This is a genomic window from Halosolutus amylolyticus, from assembly GCF_023566055.1.
GTDB lineage: Archaea > Halobacteriota > Halobacteria > Halobacteriales > Natrialbaceae > Halosolutus > Halosolutus amylolyticus.
Genome location: NZ_JALIQP010000002.1, coordinates 560755 through 580253 on the forward strand (window position 1 = coordinate 560755; position 19499 = coordinate 580253).

Annotated in this window: 18 protein-coding genes; 12 read left to right on the plus strand and 6 right to left on the minus strand. The window is 67.2% G+C overall.

The features are described from left to right. The first annotated feature begins 164 nt into the window (after positions 1–164). Genes MUN73_RS09180 through cruF form a run of 3 tightly spaced genes read left to right on the plus strand, consistent with a single transcriptional unit; the run spans position 165 to position 3536 of the window. Complete coding sequence (locus MUN73_RS09180) at positions 165–1673, plus strand: phytoene desaturase family protein (protein WP_250140161.1); 1509 nt, start codon at positions 165–167, stop codon at positions 1671–1673. A gap of 5 nt (positions 1674–1678) precedes the next feature. Next, positions 1679–2680: a prenyltransferase gene (locus MUN73_RS09185; RefSeq protein WP_250140162.1), complete on the plus strand. Its 1002-nt coding sequence runs from the start codon at positions 1679–1681 to the stop codon at positions 2678–2680. Next, positions 2673–3536, plus strand: coding sequence for a bisanhydrobacterioruberin hydratase (gene cruF, locus MUN73_RS09190; protein WP_250140163.1), 864 nt, complete (start codon positions 2673–2675; stop codon positions 3534–3536). Before MUN73_RS09185 ends, cruF begins: the two co-directional genes overlap by 8 nt. Before the next feature lie 297 nt (positions 3537–3833). On the opposite strand, the gene MUN73_RS09195 is transcribed toward cruF, so the two are convergent. The 3 genes from MUN73_RS09195 to MUN73_RS09205 all read right to left on the minus strand — a co-directional run bounded on the left by MUN73_RS09195 (position 3834) and on the right by MUN73_RS09205 (position 7828). Then, on the minus strand, positions 3834–4784 hold the full coding sequence (locus tag MUN73_RS09195; RefSeq protein WP_250140164.1) for a phytoene/squalene synthase family protein: 951 nt from the start codon (positions 4782–4784) through the stop codon (positions 3834–3836). Between the two features lie 89 nt (positions 4785–4873). Beyond that, positions 4874–6484, minus strand: a complete 1611-nt coding sequence (locus tag MUN73_RS09200) for a bacterio-opsin activator domain-containing protein (RefSeq protein WP_250140165.1) — start codon at positions 6482–6484, stop codon at positions 4874–4876. 111 nt (positions 6485–6595) lie between these two features. Next, positions 6596–7828 carry an ornithine cyclodeaminase, nickel-pincer nucleotide-dependent gene (locus MUN73_RS09205; protein ID WP_250140166.1) on the minus strand — a complete coding sequence of 411 codons (1233 nt, stop codon included), beginning with the start codon at positions 7826–7828 and terminating at the stop codon, positions 6596–6598. Between the two features lie 133 nt (positions 7829–7961). On the opposite strand from MUN73_RS09205, the gene MUN73_RS09210 reads away from it, so the two are divergent. The 5 genes from MUN73_RS09210 to MUN73_RS09230 all read left to right on the plus strand — a co-directional run bounded on the left by MUN73_RS09210 (position 7962) and on the right by MUN73_RS09230 (position 11616). Continuing rightward, positions 7962–9182 carry a carboxypeptidase-like regulatory domain-containing protein gene (locus tag MUN73_RS09210; protein ID WP_250140167.1) on the plus strand — a complete coding sequence of 407 codons (1221 nt, stop codon included), beginning with the start codon at positions 7962–7964 and terminating at the stop codon, positions 9180–9182. Between the two features lie 221 nt (positions 9183–9403). Beyond that, the gene (locus tag MUN73_RS09215; RefSeq protein WP_250140168.1) at positions 9404–9979 is read left to right on the plus strand and encodes an HTH domain-containing protein; all 576 of its coding nucleotides are present in this window, start codon (positions 9404–9406) and stop codon (positions 9977–9979) included. Positions 9980–10176: 197 nt separating this feature from the next. After that, entirely contained in the window at positions 10177–10338 is a 162-nt protein-coding gene (locus tag MUN73_RS09220) for a hypothetical protein (protein WP_250140169.1), read from the plus strand. Between the two features lie 144 nt (positions 10339–10482). Next, positions 10483–10701 (plus strand): DUF2196 domain-containing protein, encoded by a 219-nt coding sequence (locus tag MUN73_RS09225; RefSeq protein ID WP_250140170.1) that lies wholly within the window; start codon positions 10483–10485, stop codon positions 10699–10701. Positions 10702–10758: 57 nt separating this feature from the next. Then, positions 10759–11616, plus strand: a complete 858-nt coding sequence (locus MUN73_RS09230; RefSeq protein WP_250140171.1) for a YihY/virulence factor BrkB family protein — start codon at positions 10759–10761, stop codon at positions 11614–11616. A 39-nt stretch (positions 11617–11655) separates the two neighbouring features. Here the strand turns inward: MUN73_RS09230 and MUN73_RS09235 are convergent, their stop codons facing one another. The 3 genes from MUN73_RS09235 to MUN73_RS09245 form a co-directional block, all read right to left on the minus strand. Next, positions 11656–12528 carry an ABC transporter permease gene (locus MUN73_RS09235; RefSeq protein ID WP_250140172.1) on the minus strand — a complete coding sequence of 291 codons (873 nt, stop codon included), beginning with the start codon at positions 12526–12528 and terminating at the stop codon, positions 11656–11658. Further along, entirely contained in the window at positions 12525–13445 is a 921-nt protein-coding gene (locus MUN73_RS09240; RefSeq protein ID WP_250140173.1) for an ABC transporter ATP-binding protein, read from the minus strand. The genes MUN73_RS09235 and MUN73_RS09240 overlap by 4 nt, the downstream gene beginning before the upstream one ends. Positions 13446–13650: 205 nt before the next feature. Then, the gene (locus MUN73_RS09245) at positions 13651–14547 is read right to left on the minus strand and encodes an ArsR/SmtB family transcription factor (protein ID WP_250140174.1); all 897 of its coding nucleotides are present in this window, start codon (positions 14545–14547) and stop codon (positions 13651–13653) included. Positions 14548–14756: 209 nt separating this feature from the next. On the opposite strand from MUN73_RS09245, the gene MUN73_RS09250 reads away from it, so the two are divergent. The 4 genes from MUN73_RS09250 (at position 14757) to MUN73_RS09265 (ending at position 19498) form a co-directional block, all read left to right on the plus strand. Then, entirely contained in the window at positions 14757–17639 is a 2883-nt protein-coding gene (locus MUN73_RS09250; protein ID WP_250140175.1) for a bacterio-opsin activator domain-containing protein, read from the plus strand. A 111-nt stretch (positions 17640–17750) separates the two neighbouring features. After that, complete coding sequence (locus MUN73_RS09255) at positions 17751–17891, plus strand: rubrerythrin-like domain-containing protein (protein ID WP_250140819.1); 141 nt, start codon at positions 17751–17753, stop codon at positions 17889–17891. A 2-nt stretch (positions 17892–17893) separates the two neighbouring features. Next, complete coding sequence (gene gdhB / locus MUN73_RS09260; RefSeq protein ID WP_250140176.1) at positions 17894–19195, plus strand: glutamate dehydrogenase GdhB; 1302 nt, start codon at positions 17894–17896, stop codon at positions 19193–19195. Between the two features lie 96 nt (positions 19196–19291). Continuing rightward, positions 19292–19498, plus strand: coding sequence for a hypothetical protein (locus MUN73_RS09265; RefSeq protein WP_250140177.1), 207 nt, complete (start codon positions 19292–19294; stop codon positions 19496–19498). Position 19499 lies beyond the last annotated feature (1 nt).

Consider the following 19499-nt stretch of genomic DNA (forward strand, 5'->3'; position numbering starts at 1 on the left):
GATCCGGCGCTCGTCGAGCCACGATTTCGATCGGCGGCGACGTCGATCCGGTCCGGTCGGTGTGGACAGGTTCGCGATCGGCGACGGCGAAATGCACGCGGCGATAGCGGAACCCTACGTACGTATGACTCACATTTAACATGGAACCGACACTGTAATATCACATGGAATCGCTGGCCGGAGAGTCGGTCGTCGTGATCGGGGCAGGCGTCGGCGGGCTGTCGACGGCCTGCTACCTCGCCGACGCGGGTGCCGACGTGCGAGTCATCGAGAAGAACGAGCAGCTAGGCGGCCGCGCGAGTCGCCTCGAACGTGACGGGTTCCGGTTCGACATGGGGCCGTCGTGGTACCTGATGCCCGACGTCTTCGAGCGCTTCTTCGCCGAATTCGATCGGACGCCGACCGACTACTACGACCTCACGCACCTCGATCCCCACTACCGGATCTTCTTCAAAGACGGCGATCGCGTGGACGTGACGGCCGACATCGATCGGACGAAAGCACTCTTCGAGGAGTACGAGGAGGGTGCGGGCGAGGCCCTCGAACGCTACCTCGAGAAGTCGAAGGAGAACTACGAGGTCGGGATGGAACACTTCGTCTACGAGGACCGATCGCGACTGCGTGACTACCTGGACCTCGACGTGGCCAGGCAGGCCCGCGGCCTCTCCCTGCTCGGGTCGATGCAGGGTCACGTCGAGAAGTATTTCGACCATCCGAAACTCCAGCAGATCATGCAGTACACGCTGGTGTTTCTCGGCGGGTCGCCGAAAAACACCCCGGCGCTGTACAACCTGATGAGCCACGTCGACTTCAACCTCGGCGTCTGGTACCCCGAGAACGGTCTCGGCGGCGTCATCGACGGGATCGTCGACCTCGGCCGGGAACTCGGCGTCGAGTACGACACCGATCGGCCGGCGACCGCGATCAAGGGCCGCGAGGGCGCGTTCCTGGTCGAGACGCCGGACGGCCCGCTGCGGCCGGATCTCGTGGTCAGCAACGCCGACTACGCCCACACGGAACAGGAACTGCTCCCGCCCGAGCGGCGCGGCTACGACGCCGACTACTGGGAGTCCCGGACCTACGCGCCCTCCGCGTTCCTGCTCTATCTCGGCGTCGAGGGCGACGTCGAGGACCTCGAACACCACACCCTCGTGCTCCCGACCGACTGGGAGGAGCACTTCGACCAGATCTTCGAGGACCCGCAGTGGCCCGGCGACCCCGCCTACTACCTCTGCGTCCCCTCGAAGACCGACGACTCCGTCGCCCCCGAGGGTCACAGCAACCTGTTCGTCCTCGTCCCGATCGCGCCGGGGCTCGATGACACGCCCGAACGCCGCCAGGAGTATCGCGACCTGATCCTCGAGGACATCGCCGCCAACACCGGCACCGACCTGCGAGATCGGATCGTCGTCGAGGAGACCTTCTGCGTCGAGGACTTCGCCGATCGGTACAACAGCTTCAAGGGGACCGCACTGGGGATGGCCCACACGCTCCGCCAGACCTCGCTCTTCCGGCCGCCCCACCGATCGAAGGCAGTCGAGGGGCTGTACTTCACCGGCTCGTACACGACGCCCGGGATCGGCGTCCCCATGTGCCTGATCAGCGGCGAGTTGACCGCGGAGAAGGTGATCGAGGATTACGGACGGCCGAAACCGACGGACAATGTCCAGTGACGGCCATGCCCGGGAACTCGACGTCGATCGCGAGTTCGGGGACGAGATCGGATCCGGGTCCGGAATCCATATCGGGCTCGGAGTCGGCACGGGGACCGAAGTCGGACTCGGACCCGGGTCGGGAGTCAGATCCAGAACCCGGGTCGCCGATCGCCGACGGGGACGGACGAGGTCTGCGCGATCGGCTCTCGTACCTGGTGACGCTATCGCGGCCGCGATTCTGGCTCTACCTCGCGGGACCGGTGCTCGTGGGCGTCGCCTACGCCGCCGACGGCGTCGGTGACCTCACCTCGCCCGCGGCCGCCGTGTTGTTCGCCTACTTCCTCCTCCCGGCGAACGTCTTCCTCTACGGGATCAACGACGTCTACGATCGGGAGATCGACGCCGCGAACCCGAAGAAGGAGGACCGGGAGGCACGGTACCGGGGCCAGCGGTGGGTTCCGGCGGTCGTCGCCGCCTGTGGCGTTCTGGCGCTCCTGCTCCTCCCGCTCGTCCCGGCTGCGGCGTGGCCGTGGCTCGCGGCGTTCCTCGTTCTCGGGGCCGCCTACAGCGCACCGCCGGCGCGGTTCAAGACGACGCCCCTGCTCGACTCGGTCTCGAACGGGCTCTACGTCACGCCGGGGATCGCCGCCTACGCCGCCGTCGCGGGCACGCAGCCGCCGTTGCTGGCGATCGCGGGCGGGTGGCTGTGGGCGATGGGGATGCACACGTTCTCGGCGATTCCGGACATCGACCCCGATCGAGCAACCGGGATCCGGACGACGGCGACGGTGCTCGGGAAGCGTCGAACCTACGCCTACGTCGGCGCGTGCTGGCTCGCGAGCGCCGTCGCCTTCGGGGCGCTCGACGTCCGGTTGAGCGCGCTCATGGCCGTCTACCCCCTGCTCGTCGCGGCCATCGCCACCGCGAGCGTCGCCGTCGATCGGGCCTACTGGTGGTTTCCGGCGATCAACACCGTCGTCGGCGCGGCGCTGACGATGGGCGGCCTCTGGAGGCTCTATGGATAGTCTCTCGACGCGGTCCCACGACTGGACGCGAGCGGCAGTCCAGCGGCGACTCGAGACGATCGTCCGCGAGAACCGCTTTACGATCGCGGTCGTCTTCCCCGTCGTCGGGGCGGTGACGCTCGTGGCCAGCGCCGAGGGACTGCTCCCCGATCCGCTCTCGTACAACCCGTTCCTGATCCTGTTCGGGACGCTGGTCATGCGATCGCCGCTCGTCGTCGGCCTCCTCCCGCGGATCGACCGGCGGGCCGTCGGCGCGCTCGGCGTCCTGACGGCGTTTACGTACGCGATCGAGATCGTCGGGGTCCGAACAGACTGGCCCTACGGGGCATTCGAGTACGGGATCCGGCTCGGACCGATGCTGTTCGGGGAGATCCCGCTCGCCTTGCCCCTGTTTTTCGTCCCGCTGGTACTGAACGCGTACCTGCTCACCCTGCTGGTCCTCCGCGGGTGGGCCGAAAACCCCGTCGTTCGGCTGGGGACGGCGATCGCCGCCATCGTCGGGATCGATCTCGTGTTGGACCCCGCCGCCGTCGCGATCGGGTTCTGGGCCTACCTCCCGCCAGGGGGGTACTACGGCGTTCCCGCCTCGAACTACGGCGGCTGGCTCCTCTCTGGCACCGTCGCCGTCGTGCTGGTGGATCTCGCGTTCGATCGGGCGGCGCTCCGAGAGCGCGTTCGAACCTGCGAGTTCGTCCTCGACGACCTGGTGAGCTTCGTCCTGCTATGGGGATCGATCAACGTCCTCTACGGCAACTGGCTCGCGGCCGGCGTGGCCGGCATCTTCTGTCTCGGCCTGTTCAGTACGGACCGCTACGATCGCGAACTGGTGTGGACGGCACTGCCGATAGGCGGGTAGCGGTGGCAGCCTCGAGTCCGAAGCCGGTACCGGCTCGACGCGGGAGCCGTGTCGAGAGAATCCGTCCTGACCGCCCAACCCCACTCACACGAACAGGTCGCTGAGCGGTTCGCCGAACTGAAGCAATAGCACGACGGCAGCGAGCGTGATAGTCAACCAGACGGCGAGGGTGATCGCGGTCGTCCGAACGCCGTACCGATCGATCGCGAGCGGATCGTGTCCCGAATCAGTACACGTACGAGACGATCAGGATCGCCGTTTCGACGAATTTCGTCCCACGATATAGGGGAGTTGCCGTCACCGCGTCGGAACGCGATCGCCCGGATCCGGTCGGTGGCGGTCCTGGCCGACGGTCGGAATCGCCGAGACGCGCTGGAACACCGCCTCGGGGTCGCGGTTCCAGTGCCAGTGCCAGCGGGTTTTCGCGAGACACCACAGCTTTCGCGCCGTCGACAGCGACGGCTCGGTCGAGAGCACGTCGTACTCCTGCTCGCGGATGATGGTGTGGTGTTCGGCGTAGAGTACGGCCGCGAGCAGGACCGGAAGCTGGCAGTCTTCGGGGAGATACCGGATCCCGGCGACGCCCTCCCGGTAGAGGTCCTCCGTCCGTCTGAGTTCCTCGGCCATCGCCGCCCCGAACGAGTCCGAGTACTCGAGCCGTTCGATCTGCTCCTCCGGGACGCCGTGTGCACGAAGGGTCTCCTGGGGAACGTAGATCCGATCGCGTTCGACGACGTCCTCACGGACGTCCCGCAGGAAGTTCGTCATCTGGAAGGCTTCTCCCAGTTTGACCGCGTGTGGAAGGGCGGTCTCCGGGTCGTCGGGTTCCATGATCGCAGTCATCATCACGCCGACCGCGGCGGCCGAACCGCGCATGTACGCCTCGAGATCGGCGTAGGTCTCGTACCGGTGGCGATCGATGTCGGTCGCCATCGCGTCGAGGAACTCCTCGACCTCCTCGTCGGCGATGCCGTACCGCTCGCGCAGTTCCTGGAACGCCACGAGGACGGGGTCGTCCGGTTCGACCTCACCCAGCGCCTGTGCCCGGAGTCGCTCGAGTTCCGCCCGCTGTTTCTCGGGCGGAACGTCGGCCGCATCGTCGACGACTTCGTCCGCGATGCGAAAGAACGCGTAGAGGACGTGCGTCGCATTGCGGACGCGCTCGGGGAGAAACCGTGTCGCGAGGTAAAACGTCTTGCCGGTCCGTTTCTGGATCGCTTTGCCAGCGTCGATATGTTCCTGTTGCATTCTCGTCCTCGTGTCAACCTGACTTCAGTCGGGTGTCTATGGTACAACAGGAGTATATAAAAGGCCTATCCCTCACTAGTAGGGTGAGTTTATTCTCCGCTGAACAGTTCCTCCAGCAACTTTCGCTGGGCCGTTCGCAGGTGCTGGTGGAACGTCGATCGGGAGATGTCCATCGTCCGGGCGAGGTCCTCGCCCGAGACGTTTCGCGGCCACGCGAAGTAGTCCGCGTAGTAGGCCTTCCGCAGCGCCGTTAGCTGGCGGTCGGTCAGTTTCGTTTCGAGCCTGGCCGCCAGGTCCTGTGGCGTCCGCGTCGGTTCCTCGCTCTCGTGGTAGCTGATCAACTCGACGCGATCGTACCGGTCCGCGAGCAGGTCGTAGGCCGATCGTGCCGACTGTCCGGTCGGGAGTTCGACGGACAGGTCCGCGATCCCGTCACCGGCGTCGAACCGGCGGATCACCGCACCGTGTTCGCTCAACGCGGTCACGACGTCCGCGTCGACGGCGACCTCGAGCAAGGTTCCGCCGTCGTGTTCCGACAGTTCCGTCACCGCCGAAACCGCGTCGAATTCCGCCACGGCCGCCGCGACGTCGTCGTCCCGATCGACGTGGAAGAAGACCAGCGGGGTGCCATCCCGATCGTACGTGAGCCCCCGATAGGAGACGTCAGCGTCGAGTTCGTCGGCGAGCGCCGTGACGAACAGCGACGGATCCTCGATCGCCAGTTCGAGTTCCACGACGGTATCGATCGTGAGCATGCGACGGGCCTCGATCGCGTTCATCGCGGTCGCGATCGTCCCGGCGAGCGACTCGAGGACGAGCAGTTCCCGCTCCTCGAAGACGTCCGGTTCGTCGGCGAACAGCACGAGCACGCCGTACGTGACGTCGCCGTACTCGAGCGGGAAGGCGGCGACCGACTGGAATCCCGACCCGGCCCCGGTCGGCCACCACCGCTCGGCGTCCGCGAACGTCTCCACGTCCTGGACGACCGCTGGCTCGCCGTCCTCGAGCGCCCGGACGGCCGGATGCGATCGCCCCGACTCGAGGACGAGTTCGCCGTCCTCCAGCGGCAGATCGCCGGTGCTGGCCCACTCGCGGGGCGTGATCCGCTGGTTCGTGACGTCGACACGTCCGATCCACGCGAGGACGTACGAGTCGGACCCGATCAGCCGCTCGCAGACCCGGCGTTCGATCTCGGGCCGCGTCCCGGCACCGACCGCGGCGTCGGTCACGTCCCGGACGAGTCCGTCGATTCGCTCGAGCACGTGTTCGAGCGCCGCCCGTTCGTCGCGAAGCCGATCGGACGTCGCCTCGGTCTCGAGTTCGGCCAGTTTCCGATCGGTGATGTCGAGGTGGACCACGGAGACCCGGGGTTCGTCGTCGACCGCGAACCGACTGGCCCGCATCAGGAACCACTGCTTTTGCTCGGGGGAGTGACAGGGGTACTCCATCGAGAACGTCTCCCGATCGCCGTCGAGGACCGCCTCGAGGCCGGCGACCGCCCGTGCGGCGTGCTCGTCGTCGGCGTCCGCCGCCGTGGCGACGTAGTTGACGCCGACGTCGTCGGGGTCCGATCGTTGCTCGGTGCCGAATTCCCGCCACGAGCGGTTCGTCAGGAGAATGTCGCCATCGTCGTCGAGAACAGCGACCGTGATGGGGAGCGTATCGAGGGTCGCTGCGGCGAGCGAGTGCCGTTGGACCATCGAGAGATGCTTCGTCGCGAATCGGCTTAACACGCATGCCCCGTGGTCAGCCGTCGGTCGCTGCCACGGGGTCCGGGGCGGCCGCCCGGCGACCGTCCCCACTGGATCGGGCTAGTCGAGCAGTTCGTCGCGCAACATCGGGATGAACGTCCCGATGTCGGTGACCATCCCGATCGCCTGGGCGCTGCCGCGATCGAGCAATTGGGTGACAGTGGCGGGGTTGATGTCGACGCAGACGGTCTTCGTCGTGGAGGGGAGGCAGTTCCCGACGGCGACGGAGTGCAAGAGCGTCGAGAGCATGAGCACGAGATCGGCCTCGTGGGCCTGTTCGCGGATCGCGTCCTGGGCCTCGATCGCGTCGGTGATCGTGTCCGGGAGCGGGCCGTCGTCACGGATCGATCCAGCGAGCACGTAGGGAACGTCGTTCGTGACGCACTCGTACATCACGCCTTCGTCGACGATGCCCTCCTCGACGGCCTCGGGGATGCCGCCGACGCGGACGATCTCGCTGATCGTGTAGATGTGGTGTTTGTGGCCCTTCCGGGGGTGTTCGAGCGACTCCGTGTCGACCCCGAGCGAGGTGCCGTACAGGTCGCGTTCGAGGTCGTGAACGGCGAAGCCGTTGCCGGCGGACAGCGCGTCGATGTAGCCCGCGCGGACGAGGTCGGCCAGGGCGTTCCGGCCGCCGGAGTGAACGATCGCCGGGCCGCAGACGACGAGCACGGTGCCGTCGTTCTCGCGGACTTCGCGCATCTCGTCGGCGATCTCCTCGATCAGCGATGCGGACGGGCGCTCGCTGGAGACCCCTCCCTGCATGAAGCCGAAGGAACTGCCCCCGTTGCGCGGTCGTTCCGGCGGTTCGACGCGAATCCCGGTGTCGCCGGTGACGACGAGGTCGCCCTCCTCGACGGCGTTGAGCACTTTCGTGGTGACGCGGGGGCCGTCGTCATCGTCGGTCCGTTCGACCACCAGCGCGCAGTCCATCTCGACGTCTTCGACTGCAACCCACTCGCCGTCGACGCGGACGTAGGTCGGGTGGTTCGTCGTCGAGTAGAAGTCGACGGGGACGACCTGGTCGTCGGGTGCGGCCTCCAGCGTGGCGTCGCGGGGATCGGCGACGGTCGCACCCTGTTGATTGAGTTCGTGGAGGATGGCCCGCAGATCCTCTGCGGTGTCGGCCAGCACCCGCATCCGGCAGTACGTCTCCTCGTGTTTGTGGCGGCCGACCTCGAACTCCTCGACCTCGAACTCGCCGCCCATGTCCATCACGACCCCGAAACAATTGCCCATCGTCCCCGAGTCGATGATGTGACCCTCGAGTTCGACGGTGCGCGAAACTGTCATTGGGGAGGGGTTGGCGGTCCGGGACCGTGAATGTGTGCGTCTCAGTTCGGCACTGCCGATCGCCCGGAGAGTTCTTCGAACCCGACAGTTCAGCGAAGGGAAATTTAAGTAATTGGGGTATCCATCCGCTCGTATGTATCGATTCGTCCTGTTCGTCACGGTATGCGTCCTCACAACGCCGATGCTCACTGCGGGGGCCGTCGGGGCGAGCGAGGAGGTGACGGTAAGCGTGCACGTCGTCGACGACGACGGTGACGACGTCGCCGGCGCGACGGTGACCGCGACCTGGGATGGCGGTGAGGAGACGGAAACGACCGCCGCGAACGGCCAGACGCTCATCGACGTCCCGAACGGCGCGGACGTCTCGATCACCGTCGAGGACGACGCCCTCGTCCAGAACAACCCGCGAGAGATCGGCACCGTACGGAGCCACACCGACGTCACGGTCGAACTCTTCCCCGAGACCACCGCGACGGTCACGGTTACCGACGGTGAGGCCGCGATCGACGGAGCGACGGTCACGCTCACCAGGACCGACGACGATCGGGCGGCCGCGACGGGAACGACCGACGGTGACGGCGAGGTCACGGCGGAAGGGATCGAGGAGGGGCGGTACGACGTCGTCGTCGAACGGACGGGCTACTACGACGAATCCGCGGTCGTCGACTTCGCCACGACCGACGAGGCGTCGGTGGAACTGGAGTCGGGGACCGTCGACGTCTCGGTCACGGTCACCGACAGCTACCTCGACGCACCCCTCGAGACGGACGTGGGGTTCTACAAGGACGGCGACCACGACGCGACCGTCTCGACGGACGAAGACGGTCAGCGGACCATTCCGCTCGACGTCAACACGAAGTACACCGCCGTCGTCGAGAAAGACGGCTACGGCGAACCCGAACGCACCGTCGACGTCGGCGAGTCCGATCGCACCGTCAGCTACGAGATCGAACGGGCACCCGCAGTAACTCTCGAGTCGACGAACGAACGCGTTCTCGTCGGCGAAACCGTCGGCGTCGGCGTCACCGACGAGTACGGCGAACCGATCGAGGGAGCCGAGGTCCGTCTCGACGGCGAGGCGGTTGCGACGACGGCGGCCGACGGCTCGGCGACGGTGCCGATCGACGAGGCCGGCGACCGCGAACTAACCGCCGTCACCGAGGACACGACCGCCGAGACGGTGACCGTCGAAGGTGTCGATCCGGACGCCGACGACGGGACCGTCGAGGGAGACGAGACGGACGAGCAGGCGGAAACCGAAACCGACGAGACGGACGACTCGGTCCCCGGCTTCGGTGCGCTGGTCGCGGCCGCCGCGCTTGCCGCCACGATGCTCGTCTACTCCCGGCGCTGAGGCCTGCGCTGAGCCGAGTTCGGTGCTGAAAGTATCGGTGCGTGGACCGAACGTGTCACCGATCGTATCGTAGTGATACTGTCCGACGAGTGCGCAACTGATCCCGCCGATTCGGTCGATCTGGGCCGTTTCGACCGCGTTCGTGGCAAAAGTTCACAGTGTCTGACATCGGGCCAAACGCTTTTCTACCTCTTCGTGGACAGCCTCCACGGAGATCACTCGTGTCGGACCACCAACTCACATCGAAGACGGTCGAGCTATGGATCCGTTCGTTCGCTCCCGTGACGACCGGTCCGACCCAGGAGCGGGCGCTAGAGCGGGTCGAGGCGCTCGAATCGGCCGCACCGATCGACGAAATCGAGATCAGCGTCTGGGGGAAACAGGTCGAGCGGACGAGCCGATCACGACGGATCCCCCAGCTGCGGACGATCGAAGCCAGGCTCGACGCGTTCGAACGGTGGGCGAACCGGACGGGCCGTTCCCTGGTCCCGTTCTTCCGGACGCGAACGGTCGAGTCCTCGATCACGGGTGACCGATACGAGGTGTGCAGACTGCCGACGATCGCCCTCGCGGAGTTCGCCGACGGCGAACTCGTCCACGTCGCCCCGTGTCGCGACGGCGATCGAACGATCGAGGTCTTCGACCGCCTCGACGCCCTCGAACGCGACGAGGCGACGGATCCGGTGGTCACGTACGAGGAGACGCACGCGAGCGACGAGTCGATCTCCGACCAGACGCGGTCCGGGCCGGACCGACGGAGTCTATTCGTCGGGCCGTCGCCGCCCGGGCCGAACTGACGGCGTGTCACACGCATCGCCGGCCATCCAACCCTGTCACTCGCGGTCCATCGCTCGGCCGATCCCCGGCCCGGCGCGGACCGCACCCGGCGTCGATCGCCGAGTGACGACCCCGCGAGCACGCGTCGTCGGCGGTCGGTACCGGCTCCGTGAAACCGGGACCAACATATATGCTACTCTATCGCATATGACGGCGTATGGCAGGTGAATCAGCGACGCTCGATCACTCGCGGTGCCGAAACTGTGGGTTCGAGGCACCCGGCGGCGCCGACGAGTGGCTTCGGATCGACGTCCCGAAACTCGGTCGAATGACCCAGTGTCCCGACTGCGAGAGTACGGACATCATCACGAAGCGGTAACTATCGGCATCCGGCACGGGGCAGGTCGCAGTCAGTGTCGCCCCCAGGAGCGCGTGCGTCGACCGATCGCCGTCGCCCCTGTCGCTGACCGCCGACGCGATTGCAGGCAGCACCCTTTTCGACGGATCGGCCCCACCACTACCCATGTCCGAAGACCGACCGACCGCGGACGAACTGCGCCAGGGACTCACCGTAGAGATCGTCCAGGGCGACCAGGACGTCCAGTCGACGGAGCGAGAACCGATCGTCGGCGAAATCGGCACGATCTACGGGGACGAACCCGCCGGCCCGGAGGTCGAACTGAAAAGCGGCGTCGTCGGGCACGTCCAGTCGATCGTCCACGACGAGTCGTCGACGCGCTGATCGCGTCCGAGAGGCTGCCGGCCGAATCGATTTTTGTCGGGCCGTCGTCGTCAGGGTATGGCAGACTCCGGGGTAGTCGCGCTCGTCCGTGACGTCACCGCAGTCGCTCGCGAGCGCCAGATAAGCGTCAAATCCGCCGGCCTCGCCTACCACGCGTTCAACACGCTCGTTCCCCTCGTCATCCTGTTGCTCGTCGGCATTACGGTCGTCGACGCACTCGAACCGCTTGTCCGGACCCTCGAGTCGGCGATGGGCCTCGAGGGAACGGTGACCGGTGACGGACTCGAGGGCGTGACCGGCGACGGGAGCACCGACCTGGTCCGGGCTGGCCTCCTGGCGTTCGTGATCCTGCTGTGGAGCGCGGCCCGCTTGTTCCAGGCGGTCAACAGCGCCTTCACCGACGTGTACGGCGCGCGAAGGGAGCAGTCGTACGTCGGAAACGCGGCCCGAGTGACGATCGTGACGGCCGTCAACGCCGCGCTCGCCACGGCGACGTTCGCGGTCGGCGTCGCACTGGTCGGCGTCGTCGGCGTGAGTCTCTCGATTTTCCTCGGCGGCGTCCTGGCCGCCGCGGCCAGCAGCCTCCTCCTCGCAGTGGTCCTGTGTGCGCTCTTCCTGCCGATGTACTACCTCTTTCCCCACACCGGCGTCTCGATCGGGGAGGTGCTCCCCGGAACGGCGTTCGCCGCGCTCTCGTGGACCGCGCTGGCGATCGGCTTTCGCGTCTACGTCGCGACCGCCGAGAGCGTCGCGCTGTTCGGAATCGCCGGCGCGATCCTGCTGATCCTCACGTGGGTCTACCTCGGCGGGCTCTGCCTGCTCCTCGGGGCCGTCCTGAACGCCGTCCTCGCCGATCGGGTCGAACCCGAGACGGGCTGGATTCCAATGCGAGACGTCTGGTCGAAATACGCCTGACGGCCGTTTTCGCCGGTAAAAGGGAGGCGGACTGCTCGATCAGAGGTCGGCGGCGTCGAACTGGGAGTAGCCGACGACGAACGGCACGACGAGCCAGAGCGCGAGCACGAGGAGGCCGACCTCGGGCGAGGCGTAGAACGGCTCTGCCGCCTCCGGGCCAGCCTCGACGCCGACGCCGCCGCCACTGGGTTCGGCCCCGGCGACGTCCGCGAGATCCGGCAACAGCGCGACGACCGACGAGAGGTACGCCGAGGAGGGCGAGAGCTGCATGACGAAGAACACCCAGTCGGGGATCGATGCCGGGAGCGTGAACCCCTCGACGACGTAGAGGATCCCCATCGGAACGACGTCCCAGAGCAGTTCGAAGACGACGAAGAACCCGAGCGCCAGCGTCGTCGCCCGCGACGTCGAACCGGTCGTCGCGGAGATGCTCACGACGATGCCCGCGTAGATGGCCGCGAAGGCCAGCGTGGCGAGTACGAAGAGCAGGGTCGCGGCGAGGTCGATCTCACCGAGGAGCGCGGCCCCGATCCCGAGGCCGACCAGGAGCCCGACGGCGAGACCGAACGCGAGCACCCCGGCCCGGCCGAAGAGTTTGCCGACGAACACGTGTCGCCGGTTCGTCGGGAGCGAGAGCAACAGTTTGATGCTCCCGAGTTCGCGCTCGCCGGCGAGGGACTTGTAACAGACCACGATCGCCGACAGCGGGACGAACAGGCCGACGAGACCGATCGTGAAGAAGATCAGACCGCCGAAGGTGGCGCCAGTCGTCGAGCCGAGCAACTCGGGTGCCTCGACGTAGGCGTAGGTCGAAATGACCGACAGCACCACGAAGATAGCGACGAGCGCCCACAGGGCCCGCGACTGGACGGCGTCCCGGAAGTCCTTCTTCGCGATCGTGAGCCAGGTCATGCCAGCACCTCCCGCTCCTCGTTCGTGTAGCGGACGAACAGGTCCTCGAGCGACGATTCGGCGACCGAAAAGTCCTGAATGGGAACCACCTCGGCGTCGATCGCGTGCAGGACGGCGAACTTCGAGACGCCGTCGACCGTCACCCTGAGTCGGCCGTCCTGGATCGACGCGCTCCCGACGCCGTCGAGGGCCGAGGCCTGCTCGACGATCCCTTCGTCGAGCGGCGAGGCGTAGACGTACAGCGTCTCCCCGGTCTCGCTCGCGTTGCGAAGGCCGTCGATCGTGTCGACGGCGACGAGGTGGCCGTCGTCGATGATCGCGACGCGATCGCAGACCGCCTCGACCTGCTCCATGACGTGACTCGAGAAGAAGACGGTCGTTCCGCGGGCGTTCTCCTCGCGGATGATCTCGCGCATCTCGCGGGCCCCGTTCGGATCGAGACCGGTCGAGGGTTCGTCGAGCACGAGCAGGTCGGGATCACCGACGAGCGCCATGGCGAGGACGAGACGCTGGCGCATCCCCTTCGAGTAGCCGCCCGCCTTCCGATCGGCTGCGTCGGCGATCCGGACTCGCTCGAGCAGCGCCATCGGATCCTCGTCGGCGCCTTTCATCTCGACCGCGAACTCGACGTGCTGGCGGCCCGTGAGCCGATCGTAGACGTGGTAGCCGTCGGGCAGGACGCCGGTCCGTCGCCGGACCGCCTCGCCCTCCGTCTGCGCGTCGTGGCCGAGCACGGTCACGCTCCCCTCGGTCGGGCGGATGAAATCGAGCAGGGTGTCGATCGTCGTCGACTTCCCCGCGCCGTTCGGGCCGAGAAAGCCGAAGATTTCGCCCTCCCTGACGGTCAGGTCGAGGTCGTCGACGGCCACGACGTCGTCGAACCGCTTCGTGAGTCCGTCGAGTTCAATCGCGGCCATACTCACCACCCCGGTACTCCGTCCGGCCGTTCGCGGCCGATGTAACGCGAGTCATGGCAGTATCAAAAGCGTACTCGGAGAAAAGTATTGTTATTCCACTTACATATTGACAGCGTCCCTACTCAAATATCTTTGAGCGAGCGGCGACGCGGTCGTACCGTTCGAGCGACGATCGCCGATCGGCCACGAAACGGCCGGGAGAGCGCTACGAACCCGGATCGATCGGATCGACGACGCCGTGTTCGTCGACGTCGATCGCCAGCGTCTCGTCGTCGAAGGCGAACTCGATCGTCGCGGCGAACGGATCCTCGGAGACCACGTCGGTCCGCACGGCCCCGGAGGTGACGTGTTCGAAGAACTCCCAGAGCGGCAGGGAAAACAGCGAGACGCCGTGGCTCCAGAAGTAGCCCACGACCGCCGGGTGGAACGCGGCCGTCACCTCGATCGGGAGCGTGATCACGAGGCCGCATTCGCGGCAGGTGCTGACGTGGACGGGGAACGATCGGTCCCCGTCGACGGGTTCGTTGGCGCGCGTGTCGACGATCCCGTAACACTCGGGGCAGACGTCGCCCTGGATCAGGATCACCGTGCTCCAGATCCGGTAGCCGAAGCTGTCGACGATCTCCGCGGGCGTTCGGTGGCGCGCCTGACTCCGGGGGAAGTAGTCCGTGACGAGCGTCGCGTCACACGCTCGACAGCGGACGACGAATCGGCCGTCGACGAGGGACGCGGCCAGTTCGTCCCCCTCGCAGAGCACGCACGCCCCGTCGACGGCTCGGTCCTCGAACGCCGTCGCGCTCGCGTACAGGTCCGATCGGATCGCGCGGACGATCTTGTCGCCGCCGTAGGTGAGTCGGTAGCCCTCGGACGTCTCGGCGACGAATTCGCCGACCAGCCGATCGAGGTGGTAGGAAAACTGCGACGTGCTGTCGACGTCGACCGCGTCGTACAGGTCGGTAAACGTCATCGGGTGGCCGTCGACGCCCACTTCTCTGGCCCGATCGGCCAGTACGACCAGTATCTCGAGTCGCTGGCGGTTTCCGAGCGATGCGATCGCGTCGACGACGTCGTCCTCGATTCGCGTCTCGTGATCTCGCGTCATCGTAGTGCCTTCCGCTGGTCGTCCCGAGGGGCCGCATCGTCTTCACGCTGTCCGCATACCGATGGCCGATCGATCTGGTCGGCGAGATCGTGACCGGCCCAGGACGCTGGAAACGAAGTCGCGGAGCGTTGCCCCCGTCGATCGAGACGTGTGCACGATCGACACGATAACCGATACCTTCTATCCCGTGACGTGCGTAGTGGCGACGAATGGGTACCGCAGGGTTCCACGCCACCCTACTCGTCGTCGGGTTCGAGGCGGAAGCGGCGGCAACCGTCGCGACCGACGACGTCCGCGAGGTATCGACCGCGAGCGAGGCCATCGAGACCGTGAGCGCGGGCGCGATCGACTGCGTCCTGACCGCGGGGACGCTCCCGGACGGGACCGGTCTCGGCCTGCTCGAGTCGATCCGCGAACGCGACCCCGCGCTCCCGGTCGTGCTCGCGCCGGCCGACGGCGACGAGGCGCTCGCGAGCGAGGCGATCGCAGCCGACGTCACCGAGTACGTCCCGCGCGAGGACGGACCGGACGCGCTCGCGGCAGCCGTCGATCGGGCCCTCGATCGGGGTCGGGACCGCCGGGAGCGGCGAGCGCAGGCGCGGCAGTTCGAGGCAGTCTTCGAGGATCCCGGGGCGTACTCGTGGGTCCTCGAACCCGACGGTCGGGTTCGACGGGCCAGCGACGCCGCGCTCGGAGCGATCGACGCGACTGATCGGGACGTCCGCGGGGAGTGGTTCTGGACGCTCCCGTGGTGGGACCGGACCGAGGACGGGCGATCGACGATCCGGGCCGCGGTCGAGCGCGCCGCCGACGGGACGATCGCGTACCGGGAACTGACCCGGACGGGGACGGACGACGGGGGCGGCGGGGCGCGGCCCCGAACCCTCGAGGTGACCATCCGACCGGTCCGGGACGAGTCGGGGACGGTCGTCTCGCTGCTGGCCGAGGCGACCGACGTCACCGAGCGGGTCCGACTGGAGGAGGAACTGCGCGAATCCGAGGAACTCCACCGCGTCACGCTGAACGAGATGACCGACACCGTCCTCATCACGGACGACGAGGGCGAGTTCACCTACGTCTGCCCGAACGTCCACTTCATCTTCGGCTACACGGACGACGAGATCCACGAGATGGGGACGATCGACGACCTCCTCGAACCGGACCTCTTCGATCGCGATCGGCTCGCCGAGGAGGGCGTGTTGACGAACGTCGAGTGTACGGCGACCGACAAGGCAGGGAGGGAACACACCCTGCTGGTCAACGTCCGCGAGGTCTCGATCCAGGGCGGGACGCTCCTCTACAGCTGTCGTGACGTGACGAAACGCAAACGCCGCGAGGAGGCGCTGACGGCGCTGCACGGGACCGCCCGCGAACTGCTCTACGCCGAGACCGATCGGGAGATCGCCGATCGGATCGTCGCGGACGCGGCGGACGTGCTCGACCTCGAGGCCAGCGCCGCGTTCCTGTTCGATACCGACGAGAACGTGTTGCGGCCGGCCGCCACCTCCGCGGTGATGGAACGGCTCCACGGCCCGTTCTCGTCCAGGCGGGCCAACGCCGACACGATCTCCGGACAGGTCTTCGTCGAGGGCGAGTCGCGATTCTTCGCGGACGTCCACGAGTCGCCCACGCTGTCGGATCCGACGACCGACGTCCGGAGTGCCGGGTTCGTCCCCCTGGGCGACCACGGCGTCTTCGTCGCCGGCTCGGCCGACGTCGACGCCTTCGACGAGGTGACCCGGGAACTGGCGGACCTGCTCGCGACGACCGCCGAGGCGGCGCTCGATCGGGTGGAGCGAGAGCGACGGCTCCGGGAGCGCGACCGGGAACTCAAGCGCCAGAACCGGACGCTCTCGCGGCTCGACGGGATGAACGAGATCATCAGAGAGATCGACCAGGCGCTGGTCGGGGCGGAAACCCGCACGGAGATCGAGGACGCCGTCTGCGAACGGCTCACCTCGGCCGATCGGTTCTCGTTCGCCTGGATCGGCACGACCGACCCCGCGGACGAACGGCTCGAGTCGACCGCCCACAGCGGGACGGAACGGGGGCGAGGCTACCTCGACAGCGTCCGTCTCGCCCTCCCGGACGGGACCGAACCCGCGGTCAGGACCGCGATCGAGCGCGAGGTTACCGTCGTCTCGAACGTGGTCGATCGGCTCCACGACGACCCGTGGCGCGAGGCCGCGCTCGCGCGTGACTACCAGTCGGTCGCGAGCGTCCCCCTCGCGTACGACGAGTTTACCTACGGCGTGTTGACCGTCTACGCCGATCGTCCCGACGCGTTCGACGAGACGACGCGGGCGGTGCTCGCGGAACTCGGGGAGACGATCGCGGCCGCGATCGCCGCGGTCGAGCGCAAACGCGCGCTGGTGACCGACTCGCGGACGCGCTTCGAGTTCGACGTCCACGACGACGGGTTCGTCTTCGCCAGGCTCGCGCGGGAGGCCGACGCCCGACTTTCCTTCGACGGTGGCGTCCGCCAGCACGAAGACGGGGCGTCCGTGTTCGTGACGGTCGAGGGGGCGTCCCCGCAAACCATCGCGTCCGTCGCCGCGGACCTGGTCGCCGTCGAAGACGCGCAGGTGATCACCGGCGACGGTGACGCGGGCGACGGAAACGGGACTGGCGGCGGTTCCGTCCTCCTGGAGCTATCGCGGCCGTTTCTCGCGCTCCGGCTCGCGGACCACGGCGTCGTGTTGCGAAGCGTCGAGGCGACGCCGGAGGAGGCGCGCGTCGTCGTCGACGTCCCGAGCACCGTCGACGAACGGGGTGGCGCGGCCGTCGTCTCGAACGCCTTCGACGACATCGAACTCCGATCGAAGCGAACTGTCGATCGGACCACCGCCCGCGACCTCCGGACGACGCTGCTCGATCGGCTGACCGATCGCCAGCTCGAGGTCGTCCAGCTGGCGTACTACGGCGGCTACTTCGAGTCGCCGCGGGCGAAAACCGGCGAAGACGTCGCGGAGACGCTCGACATCTCCCCGGCCGCGTTCTACCGCCACACCCGGACCGTCCAGCGAAAACTCTTCGAGGTCCTGTTCGAAGACGTCGGCCTCCCGGCAAATACTGCGCCAACGGTTGAATAGTGAACCCCCATTCGCGGGAGGGGCTAGTTATCTGAGGGACACACTCATCCTAATATCCCTAGTACAATACTAATGCGACGATCGCCCCCCGATCCGTTCGTCGTGACTACCATGAAAGACGTCACCTACGATCCCGAGGACGAATCGACCTACGAGTGTTTCAGTTGCGGGACCGTCGTCAACGCGTCGGCACCGGGTACGTGTCCGGAGTGTGGGGCCGACATGCGTAACCGACGGACACCGATCGAGTAGCGATGGCGTCTCACCAGCGTTCGACACCGAACCGGGAGCCACAGCGATCGCCGGACGAGAATCCCGAAACGGCGCTCGAGACCGCTCGTCGGCAACTCGCCCGCGCCGCAGAGTATCTCGAAATCGACGACACCGTCCTCGAGCGACTCAGATACCCCGGGAAAGTCCACGAGGTCACCGTCCCGCTCGAGCGCGACGACGGGAGCGTCGACGTCTTTACCGGCTATCGCGCCCAGCACGACAGCGTTCGCGGGCCGTACAAGGGCGGCCTCCGGTACCATCCCGACGTGACCCGCGACGAGTGCGTTGGCCTCGCGATGTGGATGACCTGGAAGTGCGCCGTGATGGACATCCCCTTCGGGGGCGCGAAAGGCGGGATCGTCGTCGACCCCAAGTCACTGAGCGACGACGAGACGGAACGACTCACGCGCCGGTTCACCCAGGAGATCCGCGACGTGATCGGCCCGAACACGGACATCCCGGCCCCCGACATGGGGACCGATCCGGCGACGATGGCCTGGCTGATGGACGCCTACAGTATGCAGGAGGGCGAGACCACGCCCGGCGTCGTCACCGGCAAACCGCCCGCGGTCGGCGGCAGTCGCGGTCGCGAGGAAGCGCCCGGCCGGAGCGTCGCGATCGTCACCCGCGAAACGCTCGACTATTACGACGAAGCGATCGAGGAGACGACCGTCGCCGTCCAGGGCTTCGGGAGCGTCGGCGCGAACGCCGCCCGCCTGCTCGACGAGTGGGGCGCGACGGTCGTCGCGATCAGCGACGTCAACGGAGCCGTGTACGACCCGGCCGGGATCGACGTGGCCGCGATCCCCTCCCACGACGAGGAGCCCGAAGCGGTCACCGACAACGCCGAGGGGACTCGCATCACGAACGACGAACTGCTTGCGGTCGACGTCGACGTGCTCGTGCCGGCGGCCGTCGGCAACGTCATCACCGAGGACAACGCCGACGACGTACGGGCCGAGTACGTCGTCGAGGGGGCCAACGGCCCGACCACGTTCGCCGGCGACGCGATCCTCGCCGAGAACGGAGTCCACGTCCTCCCCGACATCCTCGCCAACGCCGGCGGCGTCACCGTGAGCTACTTCGAGTGGCTCCAGGACATCAACCGCCGCACGTGGAGCCTCGATCGGGTCCAGGAGGAACTCGAGGCCGAGATGGTCGCCGCCTGGGACGCCGTCCGCGAGGAGGTCGAGACTCGGGACGTGACCTGGCGCGACGCCGCCTACATCGTCGCCCTCTCGCGGATCAGCGAGGCCCACGAGATGCGCGGGCTCTGGCCCTGATTCCGGTCCCCCGTTCCTCACACTCCTCCCGACACTCGACCCTGCGGAGCGATACTGCCCGTACCTTTTTTCGCCACCGCCGAGTCGCCCTCAGTAATGGAATCGCCGCTCGCGTTCCTCCTCGTCGCCGTTCTCGCCGTCCAGCTTCCGATCGCCGTCCTCGTCGCCGTCGACGCGCGGCGACTCGGGCTCGCGAATCCCGAGCGCTACGAACTCGGGATCCTCGTCCCCGCTGGCGGTCTGGTAGTAATATTGGTGTATCTCTCCCGGCGCCGGGAACTGCCGCGCGAGGCCGAGGACTGAC

Excerpts from the sequence above, each read along its gene's own strand:
- MUN73_RS09195 (WP_250140164.1), bottom strand. The coding sequence starts at position 4,784 with ATGCAACAGGAACATATCGACGCTGGCAAAGCGATCCAGAAACGGACC.
- gdhB (WP_250140176.1), top strand. The coding sequence starts at position 17,894 with ATGGCGTCTCACCAGCGTTCGACACCGAACCGGGAGCCACAGCGATCG.
- MUN73_RS09180 (WP_250140161.1), top strand. The coding sequence starts at position 165 with ATGGAATCGCTGGCCGGAGAGTCGGTCGTCGTGATCGGGGCAGGCGTC.
- MUN73_RS09245 (WP_250140174.1), bottom strand. The coding sequence starts at position 14,547 with ATGACGCGAGATCACGAGACGCGAATCGAGGACGACGTCGTCGACGCG.
- MUN73_RS09220 (WP_250140169.1), top strand. The coding sequence starts at position 10,177 with ATGGCAGGTGAATCAGCGACGCTCGATCACTCGCGGTGCCGAAACTGT.
- MUN73_RS09230 (WP_250140171.1), top strand. The coding sequence starts at position 10,759 with ATGGCAGACTCCGGGGTAGTCGCGCTCGTCCGTGACGTCACCGCAGTC.
- MUN73_RS09250 (WP_250140175.1), top strand. The coding sequence starts at position 14,757 with ATGGGTACCGCAGGGTTCCACGCCACCCTACTCGTCGTCGGGTTCGAG.
- MUN73_RS09205 (WP_250140166.1), bottom strand. The coding sequence starts at position 7,828 with ATGACAGTTTCGCGCACCGTCGAACTCGAGGGTCACATCATCGACTCG.
- MUN73_RS09265 (WP_250140177.1), top strand. The coding sequence starts at position 19,292 with ATGGAATCGCCGCTCGCGTTCCTCCTCGTCGCCGTTCTCGCCGTCCAG.
- MUN73_RS09240 (WP_250140173.1), bottom strand. The coding sequence starts at position 13,445 with ATGGCCGCGATTGAACTCGACGGACTCACGAAGCGGTTCGACGACGTC.
- MUN73_RS09200 (WP_250140165.1), bottom strand. The coding sequence starts at position 6,484 with ATGGTCCAACGGCACTCGCTCGCCGCAGCGACCCTCGATACGCTCCCC.
- cruF (WP_250140163.1), top strand. The coding sequence starts at position 2,673 with ATGGATAGTCTCTCGACGCGGTCCCACGACTGGACGCGAGCGGCAGTC.
- MUN73_RS09185 (WP_250140162.1), top strand. The coding sequence starts at position 1,679 with ATGCCCGGGAACTCGACGTCGATCGCGAGTTCGGGGACGAGATCGGAT.
- MUN73_RS09225 (WP_250140170.1), top strand. The coding sequence starts at position 10,483 with ATGTCCGAAGACCGACCGACCGCGGACGAACTGCGCCAGGGACTCACC.
- MUN73_RS09255 (WP_250140819.1), top strand. The coding sequence starts at position 17,751 with ATGAAAGACGTCACCTACGATCCCGAGGACGAATCGACCTACGAGTGT.
- MUN73_RS09235 (WP_250140172.1), bottom strand. The coding sequence starts at position 12,528 with ATGACCTGGCTCACGATCGCGAAGAAGGACTTCCGGGACGCCGTCCAG.
- MUN73_RS09210 (WP_250140167.1), top strand. The coding sequence starts at position 7,962 with ATGTATCGATTCGTCCTGTTCGTCACGGTATGCGTCCTCACAACGCCG.